General features: G+C 63.9%; 13 protein-coding genes. 10 read left to right on the plus strand and 3 right to left on the minus strand.

The genetic code is table 11. The features are described 5' to 3' along the window. Positions 1-153, plus strand: a complete 153-nt coding sequence (locus V473_RS24105) for a hypothetical protein (protein ID WP_165363574.1) — start codon at positions 1-3, stop codon at positions 151-153. 108 nt (positions 154-261) lie between these two features. Continuing rightward, positions 262-513: a hypothetical protein gene (locus V473_RS13375; RefSeq protein WP_066605870.1), complete on the plus strand. Its 252-nt coding sequence runs from the start codon at positions 262-264 to the stop codon at positions 511-513. Between the two features lie 241 nt (positions 514-754). On the opposite strand, the gene V473_RS13380 is transcribed toward V473_RS13375, so the two are convergent. Together V473_RS13380 and V473_RS13385 are read right to left on the minus strand one after the other, a co-directional pair. Continuing rightward, positions 755-1,612 carry an SMP-30/gluconolactonase/LRE family protein gene (locus V473_RS13380; RefSeq protein WP_066605873.1) on the minus strand — a complete coding sequence of 286 codons (858 nt, stop codon included), beginning with the start codon at positions 1,610-1,612 and terminating at the stop codon, positions 755-757. Beyond that, the gene (locus V473_RS13385; RefSeq protein ID WP_066605876.1) at positions 1,612-2,772 is read right to left on the minus strand and encodes an aldose epimerase family protein; all 1,161 of its coding nucleotides are present in this window, start codon (positions 2,770-2,772) and stop codon (positions 1,612-1,614) included. The genes V473_RS13380 and V473_RS13385 overlap by 1 nt, the downstream gene beginning before the upstream one ends. Before the next feature lie 122 nt (positions 2,773-2,894). Here V473_RS13385 and V473_RS13390 point away from each other — a divergent pair, with 122 nt between their 5' ends. Next, on the plus strand, positions 2,895-4,202 hold the full coding sequence (locus V473_RS13390; protein WP_066605879.1) for a sugar MFS transporter: 1,308 nt from the start codon (positions 2,895-2,897) through the stop codon (positions 4,200-4,202). A gap of 86 nt (positions 4,203-4,288) precedes the next feature. On the opposite strand, the gene V473_RS13395 is transcribed toward V473_RS13390, so the two are convergent. Continuing rightward, the gene (locus V473_RS13395) at positions 4,289-5,053 is read right to left on the minus strand and encodes a FadR/GntR family transcriptional regulator (RefSeq protein ID WP_066605882.1); all 765 of its coding nucleotides are present in this window, start codon (positions 5,051-5,053) and stop codon (positions 4,289-4,291) included. Positions 5,054-5,256: 203 nt separating this feature from the next. Between V473_RS13395 and araD1 the strand changes: the two genes are divergently transcribed. The 7 genes from araD1 (at position 5,257) to V473_RS13430 (ending at position 16,567) form a co-directional block, all read left to right on the plus strand. Continuing rightward, positions 5,257-6,249: an AraD1 family protein gene (araD1, locus tag V473_RS13400; RefSeq protein ID WP_066605885.1), complete on the plus strand. Its 993-nt coding sequence runs from the start codon at positions 5,257-5,259 to the stop codon at positions 6,247-6,249. Between the two features lie 10 nt (positions 6,250-6,259). After that, entirely contained in the window at positions 6,260-7,186 is a 927-nt protein-coding gene (locus tag V473_RS13405) for a Gfo/Idh/MocA family protein (protein ID WP_066605888.1), read from the plus strand. Between the two features lie 21 nt (positions 7,187-7,207). After that, complete coding sequence (locus V473_RS13410; protein WP_066605891.1) at positions 7,208-8,776, plus strand: alpha-N-arabinofuranosidase; 1,569 nt, start codon at positions 7,208-7,210, stop codon at positions 8,774-8,776. Between the two features lie 77 nt (positions 8,777-8,853). After that, positions 8,854-9,885: an arabinan endo-1,5-alpha-L-arabinosidase gene (locus tag V473_RS13415; protein ID WP_066607381.1), complete on the plus strand. Its 1,032-nt coding sequence runs from the start codon at positions 8,854-8,856 to the stop codon at positions 9,883-9,885. Between the two features lie 36 nt (positions 9,886-9,921). Further along, positions 9,922-11,349: a glycoside hydrolase family 43 protein gene (locus tag V473_RS13420; RefSeq protein WP_066605894.1), complete on the plus strand. Its 1,428-nt coding sequence runs from the start codon at positions 9,922-9,924 to the stop codon at positions 11,347-11,349. A 248-nt stretch (positions 11,350-11,597) separates the two neighbouring features. After that, a complete protein-coding gene (locus V473_RS13425; RefSeq protein WP_066605898.1) occupies positions 11,598-14,426 on the plus strand; it encodes a TonB-dependent receptor in 2,829 nt (942 codons plus the stop codon). Positions 14,427-14,542: 116 nt separating this feature from the next. Further along, on the plus strand, positions 14,543-16,567 hold the full coding sequence (locus V473_RS13430; RefSeq protein WP_066605900.1) for an MGH1-like glycoside hydrolase domain-containing protein: 2,025 nt from the start codon (positions 14,543-14,545) through the stop codon (positions 16,565-16,567). Positions 16,568-16,614: the final 47 nt, after the last annotated feature.

Consider the following 16,614-nt stretch of genomic DNA (forward strand, 5'->3'; position numbering starts at 1 on the left):
ATGATCCATCTCACGCTCATCATCGTCGATTTCCTGACGGGCCTGCTGGCGGCCGGCGCCTGGGCGCTGGCGTCGGCGGGCGGCGCGATCGCGGCGGTGGTGGGCGGCGGCGTACTGGGCGTGTCGCTGTTCCGGCGTTGGCGGCGGAAATAGCCGTCCATTTCTACGCTATTTCTACGCCGCCCGGCTTTTCCCGCTCTCGAAACCCTCTACGTCGACCGATAGATAAAGCGCCTTCCCGATGACGGAGGCGCATGGCTCATGGTCAATTGGCATCCCCGCCCCGCCGCGCAGATCGGCCTGCGGTTGCTGGGCCTCGCGCTGATCGCCAGCCTCGCGCCGCAGGGCGCGGAACTGCGCGCGCTCGTCCGTCAGTCCAGTGCGATCACGCCGACGCAGTTGCTGCTGGCTGCCGCTTGTTTCCTTAGCGCCAGCTTGGGCGTGGCGCTATCGCTGCTGGGTCCGGACCTATGGAAGCCGATCGGCGTCGCGTCCCGATGGCATGGCCATTGACCGATATGCGAACGATGGGAAGCAGAGGGGGAAATCGCCCCGGACGGCCAATGATGCGTGCAGTTCATCAAGAGGCCGTCCGGGATCGCAGCGTCGCCCGACGTTGGAGAGGCCATGACAACGCTGTCCTGGCGCTCTAGAGGATAAGCGCGCGCGACGCAACCGACTTTGATCGGTAAAAACGGAAAAGGCGCGGCCATCATCTGACGGGCACGCCCCACTCAGCGCCAATGGGCCATAATCAACCTGCGTACAGGTTGGTCGGCAGGCCGCGCGCACCGCTCTCCACCTCGAAGAACCCGCCATCATATTCGGTCGGATCGTCCAGCCCCACGGTCGCCGAGCTGACGAACATGCGGTCGAGATTTGGCCCGGCGAAAGTGATGTTGGTCACCTGCCGCGCCGGCAGGGCGATGGCGCGGTCCAGCCTGCCTTCGGGCGTGAAACGGCTGATTCGGCTACCGCCCCAATGGGCGACCCAGATATGGCCGTCCGCATCCACGGTCATGCCGTCGGGATAGCCATCCGCATCGCCGAACCGGATGAAAGGTTCCCGCCCGGTCGCGCCATGCTCGGTCCGGCGAAAGCGGTACATCTGCTGCTTGGCCGTATCGCTATGATAGAGCCATGTCCCGCAGGGCGAGAAAGCGGGGCCATTGGGCACGCGATAGTCGCTGTCCACCACAGTCCAGCTACGATCCGGCGCGAGCCGGTAGAGCGCGCCACGGTCATGCGCCTCCGCCATCTCCATCGTGCCGCACCAGATATGGCCCTGCGCATCCGCTTTGCCGTCATTCATCCGGTTGCCGGGGAAATGCGGTTCCGGGTCGCCGAACGGCGTGACGGCCAGCGGATCGAGGCTGATTTCGGCAAAGCCGCTTTGGAAGCCGCCGATGAAGCCGCCAGCCTCCCGCTCCGCCACCCAGCCCAGCGGTTCGGGCATGGCGAACCGATCGACCGCGCCGCTCTCCAGCGACAAGCGGTTGAGCGCTGGCGCGAGGATATCGACCCAGTAGACGGCGTTATCGCGCGCCGACCAGAGCGTCCCCTCCCCCAAACTGTCCGCGACGGCGCGGTCGATCAGCCGCCACTCCGGCATCAGCGCACCACCGACAGGCGATAGACCATCTCATGATGATAGGGCTTGCCGGGATCGACGCGCGCCGACACGAAACCGGGCTGGTTAGGCGCATCGGGGAATTTCTGCGGCTCCAGCGCGATGCCGTCACCCATGCGATAGACATGGCTGCCCTTGCCGATGAGGGTGCCATCCAGGAAATTGCCGGCATAGAATTGCACGCCCGGTTCGGTCGTCAGCACGTCCAGCACGCGACCCGACACCGGGTCTTCCAGCCGCGCGGCCAGTTCGGGCTTCTTCGTCAGCCCCTTGTCCAGCGCGAAATTATGGTCGTAGCCGCGACCGGCGATGATCTGCGCATCGCGACCGTCGCGCAGGCCGTCGGCGACGCGGCGGGGCGCACGGAAATCGAACACACCGCCTTCGACCGGCTTCAATGCGCCGGTGGGGATCAGGTTGGCGTCGACCGGCGTATAGGCCTTCGCCGGGATCGTCAGCATATGGCCCATCGCGCCGTCGGGCGACCCTTCGCCCTGAAGATTGAAGATGGCGTGGTTGGTCATGTTGACGATGGTGGGCTTGTCGGTCTTCGCGTCGAAGGCGATGCCGAGGTTGCCGCTTTCATCCAGCGTATAGGTGACGGTCACGTCCAGTTTGCCGGGATAGCCCGAATCGCCGTCCGGGCTGGTCAGGCCCAGCACCAGGCTGGCCTTGGGGCCGCTCTTGAGCGACACGACCTTCCACACCTGCTTGTCGAAGCCCTTGCCGCCGCCGTGCAGCGTGTTGACCTTGTCGTTGAGCGGCAACTGATAGGCCTTGCCGTCGAGGCTGAATTTGCCGCCCGCGATACGGTTCGCATAGCGGCCGACGGTCACGCCGAAATAATTGGGGAAATCGACATAGCCCTTAAGGTCGTCATAGCCGAGCAGCACGTCGGCGATCTGACCATCCTTGCCGGGACCGGACAGCGACTGAAGCGTCGCGCCGTAGGTCAGGATCGTCGCGGAGACACCCGCGCCATTCTTCAGCGTGATCGCCTCGACCGCCGCGCCATTGGCGGTGCCAGCCGGCGCGCGGCTGGCGTCGGCGGCGAGCGCCGTGCCGCTTGCGAGCGTGAGCGCCAGCGCATACAGACCGACAGCGGGTGACAACGCTGTTTTCAAATCGACGACCTTTCGCATGGACTTCCTCCCAGTAGCTGCGCCCATTGACGGGCGGTTGAGGGAGATATACTCCGACAAAATAAGCGGGCGCAACCCTTGATCGGGCGGCCCGCTGCTGGAACTGCAGTGGAGAAGGATGAATGGCAGGACCGATCTCATCAGGCGCGGGCGTAACCGCGACGCACAATCCCGGCACGCGCTACGGCCCCGCGCTGGCGTTGCTGGCCAGCCTCTTCTTCATGTGGGGCTTCATCACCGTCATCAACAACACGCTGCTGCCGCATCTGCGCAGCGTGTTCGAGCTGAGCTACACCCAGACGACCCTGATCGAATCGGTCTGGTTCATCGCCTATTTCGTGGCGTCGATTCCCTCAGCCAAGCTGATCGAACGGGTCGGTTACCAGAAGTCGCTGGTCATCGGCCTGCTCATCATGGCGGCCGGCGCGCTGGGCATGACGGTCGCAGCGTCGATCCCCTCCTATGGCGTAACCCTGGTCATGCTGTTCGTCATCGCCAGCGGCATCACCCTGCTGCAGGTCGCGGCCAACCCCTATGTCGCGATCGTCGGCAAGCCCGAAACCGCCTCGTCGCGGCTCAATCTGGTGCAGGCGATGAACTCGGCCGGCACGATGCTGGCGCCGCTGTTCGGCGCCTATCTGATTCTGGGCCGGTCCAAGGGCGGCACGGCGCAGGGCGACGTCGTCCTGACCCAGGCGGAACGGCTGGCCGACGCCCAGTCGGTGATCCTGCCCTATGTGATCGTGGCGGTCGTGCTGGCGGTGCTGGCCATCGTCATCGCCCGCTTTCCCTTGCCCGCCATGGGCAATGCGACGCAGCGCCACAACAAGGAAGAGCGCAAGAAACATTCGCTCTGGAACCACCGCAACCTGGTGTTCGGCATCCCGGCGATCTTCATCTACCTGATCGCCGAAATCGGCGTCGCCAACCTGTTCGTCAACTTCGTCAGCCAGCCCGACATCGCCAACCTGACCCATGAGCAGGCGGGCCGCTACCTCACCTTCCTGTGGGGCGGCATGATGATCGGCCGGTTCGCGGGGTCTGCGATCATGCAGAAGTTCGACGCGGGCCATGTCCTCGCCGCCTTCTCGATCGGCGCGTTCATCGTGATGCTGGTCACGGTCTTCACCACCGGCCCGGTCGCCATGTGGTCGCTGATCCTGGTCGGCCTGTTCCATTCGATCATGTTCCCGACCATCTTCACGCTCGGCATTAAAGGGCTTGGCCCGCTGACCGAAGAAGGTTCGGGCCTGCTCATCATGGCGATCGCCGGCGGCGCGCTGGTCGTGGTGCAGGGCTGGCTGGCGGACCATTACGGCCTGCAGACCAGCTTCCTGCTGACCGCGATCTGCGAACTCTACATCCTCTTCTATGCGCTCTGGGGGTCGAAGACGACCAATGCGCTGCCGGACCAGCAGGTCGAAGCATAACGGGCCGAGGGTCGCACTTCGGATGGCAAAAAGGGCCGGAGCGGCATATCCGCTCCGGCCTTTTTATTTTGGCAAACCTCTTTTTTTCATCGCTCCATCGCGCTCGCCGTATCCTCCAGCGCCAGATCGACCAGCACGCCCATCGCCTCCGCCGCGGCCGCGGGATCGCCCGCGGCGATCGCGTCATAGACGCGGACATGGTCGGGAATCGGGTTGCGCGGCAAAGCGCGGGCGCGCTGTTTATATTGCGTCGTCCAGTTCACCGCCGCGCCGATGCTGGCGGTCAGCACCAGCAGCGCGTCGTTGCGCGTCGCGTGCAGGATCGCATTGTGGAAATCGCGGTCAGCCGCCCGCCCCGCCTCGGTCGCCAGCGTGTGGCGGCGCATCGCGGCAAGCGCGTCCTTCATGATCCGCAGATCCTCCTTGTCACGGCGCTGCGCCGCCAGCCGCGCGGCGGCCGGCTCGACGATGGCGCGCAGTTCGAACAGGTCGCGCACGAACTGGATGTCCGGCTCGCCGGCAAAGGCCCAGGCCAGCACTTCGGGGTCGAGCAGGTTCCAGCGGTTGCGCGGCAGGACACGGGTGCCCGCCTTGGGCCTGCTTTCGACCAGCCCCTTGGCTGTCAGCACCTGGATCGCTTCGCGATAGGCGCTGCGCGACACTTCCAATTCTTCGGCGAAAGCAACTTCGCCCGACAGCACGTCGCCCGGCTGATATTGGCCGGACAAGATCGCCATGCCCAGCTTGTGCGCGATCGCGCCGTGCAACCGCCGTCCCGGACCCCGAACCGCCTTAGCTCCGCCGCCGTTTTCCGTCTCATCACTGTGCAAAGACGGATTTTCCTTCACCATTTCCGCTCCTCTCGCCTTTCCCCAATCAGGCACATCCGTCCCTATAATACAAGCATTGCCATTACCATCATCCTGTAATATGTCGGAGTAATTAGCAGATTCACCGCCGCCGCCTCGTTCGACCGGACGATGTTCAGGCGCGCGGCAAGAGGCTTGTGATTTGGATTGAGCGCCGTTTCCAGGCGCGCGGGAGGAGAGTTTTCATGACATTGCGCCTGTTGCAGCATCGTTCGGACAGTGGCGAGCGGACGGTCATCGCCGCGCAGGGCGACGCTGCTTATGTCGTGCCGGGCTTTGCCACGATCCGCGCGCTGGCGCTCCATGCGATCGCGCAGAAGATCAGCCTCGCCGCCGCGGTCGAGGCTGCCGGCCGGGGTGCCGCCGTCGATATCGCCGCCGAATTCGAAGCGAACCGCCTGCTCGCCCCCATCGATCATGACGATGGTGCGCATGTGCAACTGACCGGCACCGGCCTTACCCATCTCGGTTCCGCCGAAGGCCGCGACAAGATGCACCGCGAAGCCGCCGCCGCCGAAAAGCAGACCGATTCGATGCGCATGTTCCTGGAAGGCCTGGAAGGCGGCAAGCCCGCCCCCGGCGTCGCGGGCCAGCAGCCCGAATGGTTCTACAAGGGCGACGGGTCGCAGCTCGTTGGTCCCACCGATCCGCTGGTCATGCCCGCCTTCGCCCAGGATGGCGGCGAGGAGCCGGAAATCGCCGGCGTCTACATCATCGGCGAAGACGGCACCCCCTATCGCCTCGGCCTCGCGCTCGCCAACGAGTTCAGCGACCATGTGACCGAGCGTCATAACTATCTGTGGCTCGCCCACTCCAAGCTGCGCCAGGCCGCGCTCGGCCCGGAACTGCTGGTCGGCACCCCGCCGGACCATATCGAAGGGTCGAGCCGCATCCTGCGCGATGGCGAAGTGATCTGGGAAAAGCCGTTCCTGTCGGGCGAAGGCAATATGTCGCACAGTTTCGCCAATCTGGAACATCATCATTTCAAATATGACCTGTTCCGCCGCGCGGGCGACGTGCATGTCCATTTCTTCGGCACGGCGACCCTGTCCTTCAGCGACGGCATCGTACCGCAGGAAGGCGATGTGTTCGAAATCCTCGCTGCCCCCTTCACCCTGCCGGTGCGCAACCCGCTGAAGCGCGCCGCGCCCGTTCAGGTCGCCGTCCAGCAGCTCTGAACCCGTCGACATGGACCCGATCCGTATCGCGATCGTGGGCATAGGCAAGATCGCGCGCGATCAGCATGTGCCCGCGATCCGGGGCAACAGCGCCTTCAGCCTGGCCGCCACCGTCAGCCCGCACGACGCGGGCCTCGATGGCGTGCCGCATCATGCCAGCCTGGACGATCTGCTGGCGCAGGGGCCGGCGGTGGACGCGATCGCGCTCTGTACACCGCCCCAGGTCCGCTACGATCTGGCGACGCAGGCGCTGACGAAGGGCGTCCACCTCTTCCTGGAAAAGCCGCCCGGCGCGACTCTGGCAGAGGTGGAGGCGCTCAAGGTCCAGGCCGACAAGGTCGGGGTCAGCCTGTTCGCCGCCTGGCACAGCCGCTTCGCCGCCGGGGTCGCCCCGGCGCGCGCCTGGCTAGCCGAGCGCAAGATCGAGAAGGTATCGATCGTCTGGCGCGAGGATGTCCGCGTCTGGCATCCGGGCCAGGCCTGGATCTGGCAGCCCGGCGGCCTCGGCGTCTTCGATCCCGGCATCAACGCGCTGTCGATCGTCACCCATATCTTGCCGCGTCCCTTCTTCCTGAAGGACGCGACGCTGGTGCTGCCGGAAAATCGCGCCGCGCCGATCGCCGCGGACCTCAGCTTTCGCGATACCGCGGGCGCGGCGATCCATATGGATCTCGACTGGCGTCAGACCGGCCCGCAAAGCTGGGACATCGTCGTAGACACCGACGCGGGTGCGCTCAAACTCGCCCATGGCGGTGCGGTACTGACCCTGCCCAGCGGCACCGAACATGGCGAGGATGTCGAATATGCCGGCCTCTACGCCCGTTTCGCCACGCTGATCCGGGGCGGCCGGTCGGATGTCGACACCAGCCCGCTGCGGCTGGTCGCCGACGCCTTCCTGCGCGGCACCCGCCAGACCACGCAAGCATTTCACGACTGATATCAACAGGAGAGGACGGACATGACAAAAACCCTGCGCCGCACCGCCAGCGCGCTGCTGTTCTGCGCCAGCGCCTTGGTTTGGCAGCCCGCCAGCGCCGACACCGGCGGCAAGCCCACGACCGCTACGATCGACGCCGCCAAGCCCGGCCCGGTCTATGACAGGCGCATCTTCACCCAGTTCGCCGAACATCTGGGCAACGGCATCTATGGTGGCCTGTGGGTCGGCAACGACAAGTCGATCCCCAACACCAACGGTTTCCGCAACGACGTGATTGCGGCGCTTAAGAATCTATCGGTTCCCGTCGTGCGCTGGCCCGGCGGCTGCTTCGCCGACGAATATCATTGGCGTGAAGGCATTGGCGGCAAAGCCAAGCGCCCGGTCAAGATCAACACCCATTGGGGCGGCGTGACCGAACCCAACACCGTGGGCACCCATGAATTTTTCGAACTGATCCGTCAGATCGGCGCGGAAGCCTATGTCGCGGGCAATGTCGGCAACGGCACGCCGCAGGAAATGGCCGAATGGGTCGAATATATGACCTCGCCCGCCGGCACGCTGGCCGACGAACGCGCCAGGAACGGCCATAAGGAACCCTGGGCCGTGCCCTATTTCGGCGTGGGCAACGAACTGTGGGGCTGCGGCGGCAACATGCGCGCCGAATATGCCGCCGACGTCACGCGTCGCTACGCCACCTTCATCAAGGCGCCGAGCGGCACCAAGATATTGAAGATCGCGGCGGGCGCCAATGTCGACGATTACAACTGGACCGAAGTGATGATGCGGGAAGCCGGCGCGCAGCTCGATGGCGTTTCGCTCCATTATTACACCCTGCCCCAGGGCGGCTGGCCACCCAAGGCCGATCCGGTTAATTTCGACGAGACGCTCTGGGCCGACACCCTGTCCAAGGCCGTGCACATGGATGAACTGATCACCAAGCACACCGCCATCATGGACAAGTATGACCCGGCCAAGCGCATCTTCCTGGCGGTGGACGAATGGGGCACCTGGTATGCCCAGGATCCTGGCACCCATCCCGGTTTCCTGCGCCAGCAGAACACGATGCGCGACGCGCTGGTGGCGTCGATCCATCTCGACATCTTCGCGCGTCATGCCGATCGGGTGAAGATGAGCGCGATCGCGCAGATGGTGAACGTCCTCCAGGCGATGATCCTGACCGACGGCAAGAAGATGGTGCTGACCCCCACCTATCATGTCTTCGAAATGTACAAGCCGTGGCAGGACGCGACGGTGCTGCCGATCAGCATCGACACGCCCTGGTATAATAAGGACCAGTTCGTGATGCCGGCCGTCAGCGGCTCTGCGGTGCGTGGCAAGGATGGCAAGCTCCATGTCGGCCTGTCCAACCTCGATCCCAATCAGGCCAATACGGTCACGGTCAAGCTCGGCGGCCTGAATGCCGCCAGCGTCACCGGCCGTATCCTGACCGCCGGCGCAATGAACGCCCACAACACGTTCGATGCGCCCGAAACCGTCAAGCCCGTCGCCTTCACCGGCGCGCAAGTCAGCGGCGGCACGCTGACCGTGACGCTGCCGGCCAAATCGGTGGTGGTGCTGGAACTGCAATAACCTGTTTGGAGCGGGCGGCGGGTGGAATCATCGCCCGCTCCAATCCCCTGGATGCGATGATGAATGGAGAGGCCCGCATGAAGCGGCAGACGCTTGTGACATTGCTGGGCCTCGCCCTCCTGACCGGTCCCATCTGCGCGCAAGCGGCGGCGCAGCCCGCCGCGCCCACGCTGGGCAGCCGCCTGACCGGCGACCTCGTGCCCACCCATGATCCGGTCATCGCCCGCGAAGGCGATATCTATCATGTGTTCAGCACCGGCCATGGCAAACGGCTGATCGAGACGCGCACCTCGCCGGACCTGATCCACTGGACCGCGGGCGATCCGATCTTCACCGCGCTGCCTGCCTGGGCGAAGGAAGCGATCCCCGGCAGCGACGGCATGTGGGCGCCCGACATTTCCTATGTCAACGGCCGCTATCGGCTCTATTACTCCGTCTCGACCTTCGGATCGAACCGCTCCGCCATCGGCCTCGCCACCAGCCCGACGCTGGACCCGAAGGCGAAAAATTACGGCTGGCGCGACGAAGGGCTGGTCGTCCTGTCCACCAAGGACGACGACTATAACGCCATCGACCCCAATTTCATCATCGACCGGGAAGGCCGCCACTGGCTGTCGCTGGGCAGTTTCTGGACCGGCATCAAGCTGTTCGCACTGGACCCGAAGACCGGCAAGCCCAAGGATGCGAAGGCCAAGCCGGTCAGTATCGCCCGCCGCCCCGCCCCCGCAGGCGGCCCTGCTCCGGTCGAAGCGCCGTTCATCATCGACCATGGCGGCTATTATTGGCTGATGGTCAGCTACGACTATTGCTGCAAGGGCGTGAACAGCACTTATTATACCGTCATGGGGCGATCGAAGGCGATCACCGGCCCCTATCTGGGCAAGGATGGCAGCCCCCTGATGGAAGGCGGCGGCACCATCTTCCTGCGTGCCGATCTGCAGGAACAGCAGCGATTCCGCGGTCCCGGCCATGCGGGCTGGCTCCACGACAAGGACGGCGAAGACTATGTCGTCTACCACGCCTATGACAAACAGGCGAACGGTGCCCCCACCCTGCGCATCGCCCCCGTCACCTGGGGTGCCGATGGCTGGCCGCAAGTCCACTATTAATCCATTAGTCCGACTAACACCTTCGGAGAGACACTGATGTCCCTAGCCCTATCCCGCCGCGGTTTCATCGGCACCGCCGCCGCCCTCTCCGCCGCGTCCGGCGTCGCCCGCGCCGCATCGCCCCCGGCGACCGCGCCCGGCCCGATCAACCCGCTCGTCAAGCAGCGCGCCGACGCCCAGGTGTTCCGGCACGACGACGGCTATTATTATCTGACCGGCTCCGTGCCCGAATATGACCGGCTGGTGCTACGCCGGTCAAAGACGATCGCTGGCCTGACCACCGCGACCGAAGCCGTGCTGTGGCGGCACGAGGCGAACGGACCGCGTTCCGGCTTCATCTGGGCGCCCGAACTGCACCAGATCGACGGCCGGTGGATCATGTATTTCGCCGCCGGCCCCAGCGGTGGTGGCGACGATGTGTTCCGCATCCGCACCTATGCCGTCATCTGCGACGGCGCCGATCCGATGACCGGCAAGTGGAGCCTGCTGGGCGAACTGGAAACGCCCTGGGACAGCTTCAACCTCGATTCGACCAGCTTCGTCCACAAGGGCGTGCGCTATTTCGCCTGGGCGCAGCGCGAGCCGGGAATCGAAACGAACAGCAACCTTTATATCGCCAAGCTGGAATCCCCGCTGAAGCTGGGCAGTCAGGTCACCCGCCTGACCGTGCCGACACTCGACTGGGAAATTCGCGGCTACAAGGTGGCCGAGGCCCCGGCCATCCTGCACCGCAACGGCCGCCTGTTCATGACCTATTCGGCCAGCGCCACCGATGCGCGCTATTGCCTGGGGATGCTGACGGCCGACGAAAATGCGGACCTGCTGGATGCCAAAAGCTGGGCCAAGTCGCCCCAGCCAGTATTCGTCACCAACACGGCCACCAGCGTCTATGGCCCCGGCCACAACAGCTTCACCGTGGATGAACAGGGCCGCGACATCCTGGTCTATCATGGCCGCGATTATGAAGCGATCCAGGGCGATCCGCTGTTCAACCCGGACCGCCACACCCGTGTCCAGCGCCTTTACTACACCGCTGACGGCGCGCCCGATTTCGGCGTGCCGGTGGGCAATGGACCCCTGCCCGAACGCTTCATTTCGTCCACCGACCCGACGCGGCTGATGGCGCATGACGGCACGAAACTGATCGCGGGCAACCCGTCGCTGGCGCAAACCCAATTCCGCCAACTGCCCGGCCGCGCCGGCGCCCGCAGCATCATGCTATCCCCCATATTGATGCCCGATCATTATCTGGTCGCGGGCCAGGATGGATCGCTGACCCTGCAACCCGACAGCAAGAGCGCTGATTTCAATCTGCGCAGCCAGTTCGTCCGCTTCGACGAGAAGGCTCTCCACGCCGCTCGCTTCGTATCCATCGCGGTGCCGGGCAAGGCCATAGGCCTGTCCGAAGCCGGGTTGACGCTGGTCGCCAGCCGGGATTCGAGCGCTTGGTGGCATATCGACTGACAGCATAAGTCTGACTATTCAATGGCCCAAGGGCGCCCCGCGACAAGCGAGGCGCCCTTTTTCAATTCATACCCTTACGGAAACATACCGGAAAACCGCGCAACCCTGCTGTGCGGCAATAATATCACATCCCTGAAATTTCCCTGCAATGAACTGCAAAATTCCGCTTGCGATTCATTTGTCGGAGCAATAATTAGTCAGAGTAATTCATGCATGGCCGATGGCCAGCGCCAGGGGAGGATTTTGAAATGGCTATCAAGCCGATTGCACTGGGTTCCGCGTCCATGTTCGCGCTGATGCTGGCGGGCGCCGCCCACGCCCAGACCGCCCCAGCTTCCGTCGCGCCGCCGGCGGCCGATGACGAAGCCGCCGACATCGTCGTCACTGGCGTCCGCGCCTCGATCGTCGGCGCATTGAACGTCCGCAAAAATTCGACCCAGATCGTCGATTCGATCGTATCGGAAGACGTCGGCAAGCTGCCCGACAACAATGTCGTCGAAGCGCTCCAGCGCGTCACCGGCATTCAGGTCACCGATCGGGCGGGTGGCGAAGCCGCCACCATCTCTATCCGCGGCCTGACTGATCCGCTGACCACGCTCAACGGCCGCAACATCTTCACCGCCGCGGGCACGTCTTTCGCGTTGCAGGATATTTCCGCGAACCTCGTGAAGCAGGTCGACGTCTACAAGACCCGCTCGGCCGACCAACTGGAAAGCGGTCTCGCTGGTCAGATCGACGTCCAGACCCGTCGTCCGCTCGATTTCGAAGGCTTCACCATTTCGGGCCTGGCGCGCGGCATCTATTCGGAACTGGCGGACAAGGCGAATCCCAACGTGGCGCTGCTCGTCAGCAACCGCTGGGAAACCGGCATCGGCGACATCGGCTTCCTGGTCAACGCCAGCTATACCAAGGCCCAGTTCCGCAATCAGAATCTCCAGGCCGGCGCCATGGTGCCGTTCGCGACGGAAAATCCGACCGCCGGTTCGGGTCTTACGCCGCTGCAGCGCATCTTCCCCGGCGCCACGAACGAAAACTGGACGCCCGGCCTCGACGCGGGCCTACCGACCGCGCCGGGTTCGACATTGAACATCAATGGCGTCGACACGCCCTATTATCTGTCTCGTGACGCGATCATCGCGTCCGACGTCTATGGCAAGCGCGAGCGGCCCTCGATCAACGCCGCGCTCCAGTGGGCGCCCAATGACAGCTCGGTCTACACCGCCGAAGTCTTCTACACCGGCTTCCGCGGAGAAAGCTTCAACAGCCTGCACTTCAGCTTCGCCGACTGGTGGGGCGACCTGCCTGCGGACGTCGCCAACAGCTTCGAACTGTATGAAGGCACGAACATCATCAAGTCGCGCCAGATGGGTTCGGTCGCGGGCTTCAACAGTGGCGACATGGCGACCAACCGCACCGACAGCTATGTCTATGCTCTGAACGCCAAGTGGGACGTGGGCAGCAACGGCAAGATCGTGGCGGACGTCGCCTATCAGGACAGCAAGAACGAAACCTCTTTCTTCGCCATCCGCACCGATCGCGGCCCGCTCGACCTGAATGTCGATTTCAACGCCGGCGGCGGCCTGCCCGCCTACAGCTTCGGCAATCAGGAAGTGTTGACCGACGCCAGCAAGTGGACCGTGGGCAACCTGTTCGACAGCGGCACTAAAACGGCCGGAAGCGCGCTGACCATGATGCTGGACGGCGAATATAAGTGGGACGAAGGCTTCCTGCGCCGCATCAAGGCGGGCTTCCGCTACGACAACCGCGATGCCGACAGCTATGTCCGCGATCAGGGCGCCGGTGGCCTGGGCAGTACGCTAGACGCCTTCGGCGAAGGCAGCCCCTTCACCAATACCGGCTTCTTCGACGGCCGCGCCGATATCCCGACCAGTTGGGTGCTGGCGGACCCGCGCAGCATGAATAAGGACGCCGTGCGTCAGCTCTACCGTGCTGTCGCACCCGGCCTGCTGCTGTCGGACCAGTTGACCTTCGGCCGCGTGTTCAGCATCAACGAAAGCAATCTGGCCGCCTATATACTGGCCGATGGCGAGCTGGAAATCTTCGGCCGGCCGCTCCAGTTGCAGGGCGGCGTGCGCTTCGTGGCGATCGACACCCTCTACGACTATTTCGACCGCGGTAACAATTTCGCGCAGACCACCGTGTCGACCGGCTCGGAGAAATTCCTGCCGTCGTTTACCGCGCGCTACAATATCACCGACAATCTGCGCATCCGCTTCAACTATGGCGAAGTCCTGCGCCGTCCGGCCTTTGGCGACCTCAACCCGAACCTGTCGCTGACGGGCGATCTGTCGCGCATCGGATTCGGCACCGGCTCCGCGGGCAATGCCAACCTGCGGGCCACCCATTCGAAAAATATGGACCTGGCGATCGAATGGTATTTCGAACGCAACAGCGCCATCTACGCCACCGCCTTCCAGCGTAAGATCAACGGCTTGGTCGTACCGCTGACTGTGCGGGAGTTCGTCCCGAACAACTATCTGCCGCGCAATGAAACCTATACCGAATTTTTCAACATCACCCGTCCGGCCAACGCTTCCAACGGCACGCTGAAGGGCCTGGAACTGGGGCTGACCTACTTCCCGTCCTACCTGCCCCGTTTCTTGGATGGTCTGGGCTTTACCGGCAGCGCGACGATCCTGGATTCCGAACAGACCATTCCGGTCGTCAACAATGAAGGCGAAATTACGGGCACGACAAAGTCCGCCTTCTTCGGCGTGTCGAAACTGTCCTACAATGCCACGCTTGCTTACGACAAAGGCCCGGTCGGTGCTCGTCTGTCCTATATATGGCGCAAGGGTTTCCTTCAGGGCAACGCAGCCCGCGCTTTTGCGAACCCGATCGGCGTGTGGCGCGCCCCAGAAAAGAGCCTGGACTTCCAGCTTACCTTGAACCTGACCGAAGATATCGGCATCACTTTCGACGCCGTAAACATCACCAAGGCGAAGCAGCAGGATTATTACAAGTTCGGCGATGTCGGCAACCCGACCGAGTTCAACTCCAGCACGCTGCTGATCGACCGCACCTTCGCTCTGGGTGTCCGTTTCAAGTTCGACTAAGCGCCCCATGGGATGCGGCGTCTCCTCGCCGCGTCCCATGATTGGCGGCCGTATCGGGACTCTCTCCAGTCCCGATACGGCCGCCATATTTGTTTGTGGATGATAGGGAGGATGCGATGCGCGCCATGAAGATGCTGCTGCTGGCCGGGGCCGCGATCATCGGGAACGGCGCAGTGCCGCCGCAACCCGCGATGGACGTGGCCGCCATCACCGCCCAGCGCTTCGGCAATGACGCGCCCTGGTATCGGGACCGCATCCCCTTCTTCGAATCGGCTGACCCGGCGATCGACGCGGTCTATTATTATCGCTGGCAGGTCTTTCGCGCGCATCAGCGCGATCTGGGCGCAGACGGCTATATCACCACCGAATTTGCCGACGATGTCGATTGGCAACGCCATCCCTATGCCAGCCTGAACGACGCCAGCGGCTTCCATATCGGCGAAGGCCGCTGGCTGAACGACCGGCGCTTCGCCGACGATTATATCAATTTCATGTATCGCAGCGGCGGCAATGATCGCCACTTCACCGATCATATGGCCGACAGCGTCTGGGGCCGCTTCCTCGTAGACGGCGACCGCGCGGATGCGATCGAACATCTGCCCGTCATGAACCACATCTATCGCCTCTGGGACGACAAATACGACTTCGACAAGGGACTCTATTTCGTCGAACCGCTGCTCGATGCGACCGAATATACCGTCTCCTCGATCGACGCATCGGGCGGCAAGGACGGGTTCAGGGGCGGCGACGCCTTCCGCCCTTCCGTGAACAGCTATATGTTCGCGAATGCCCGCGCGCTGACCAAAATGGCGACGATGGCGGGCCACACGGCCATGGCCGCCGACTACGCCGCCCGCGCCGACGCCCTGCAAAAACGCGTGCTGGCCGACCTGTGGAGCGAGAAACTCACCCATTTCATCGACCGCCACCAGTCGCGCAAGAATGAGCATGTCAACTACTGGCAACCGATCCGCAACCGCGAGCTGGTCGGCTACCTCCCCTGGATGTTCGACCTGGTGCCCGACGACGCGCACTATGCCGCCGCCTGGGCGCATCTGCTCGACCCCGCCTCGCTCGCCGGCAAGGCGGGGATGCGCACGGTAGAGGCCAGCTACGAATATTATATGCAGCAATATCGCTACCTGGGCGCCGCCCCGGAATGCCAATGGAACGGCCCGGTCTGGCCCTATCAGACCACGCAGATACTGCACGGCATGGCCAACCTGCTGGACCATGCCAGGGCGACTGGCCCCATCACCCGCAGCGCCTATATGCGCCTGCTGCGCCAATATGCCGCGCTTCACTATCAGGGAAGCCGCCTCGACATCGAGGAGGATTACCACCCCGAAACCGGCAAGCCGATCGTCGGCCTCGACCGCAGCCACCATTATTTCCATTCCGGCTTCAATGACCTGATCCTGACTGGCCTGGTCGGCATCCGCCCCCGCGCCGACGATATGCTGGAGGTGAACCCGCTGCTGCCCGATGCGGCCGACAGTCAGGCCCTCGCCTGGTTCCGGGTGCAGGACGTGCCCTATCATGGCCACAAGATCGCGGTGACATGGGACGACAACGGCAGCCATTACAAACGTGGCAAGGGCCTGTCGATCGAAGTGGATGGCAAGGAAGTCGCCCGCCGCGACAGGCTGGGCCGCGTCGAAATCCCGGTCGCGCGCGCCGCCACCCCGGCCATCGCCCGCCCGATCAACCGCGCGGTGCAACTGGTGCGCGGCCAGTTCCCGATCGGGTCGGCCTCCAGCAACAGCGACGCCGAAAATATCCACGACGCGATCGACGGGCGGACATGGTTCTTCCCAGAACTGCCGAACGGCTGGTCGTCGGCGTCGTCCCCGGCCGCTCAATGGTATGCCATCGACCTGGGCAATCCGGTCGCCCTCGTCCGCGCCGAACTCGCTTTCTTCGCCGACGGGAAGGGTTTCGCGGTTCCCCAAAGCTACCGGCTCCAGGCCTGGGTCGATGGCGACTGGCGCGATATAGCAACGCCCAGGGGCAGCCCGGTCGCCAATGGCGTCACCGACGCCCGCTGGCCGCGGCTGCGCACCAGCAAGATCCGCCTTCTCTTTACACAGCCAAATGGCAAGGCGACCCGTCTGGCGGAATTTAAATTGTTTGAAGAGTAAAGGACGAAGCACCGGGCCAAACCCTCCATGGCCGGTCCATCTTCTCT

This window comes from Sphingobium cupriresistens LL01, from assembly GCF_001046645.1.
GTDB lineage: Bacteria > Pseudomonadota > Alphaproteobacteria > Sphingomonadales > Sphingomonadaceae > Sphingobium > Sphingobium cupriresistens.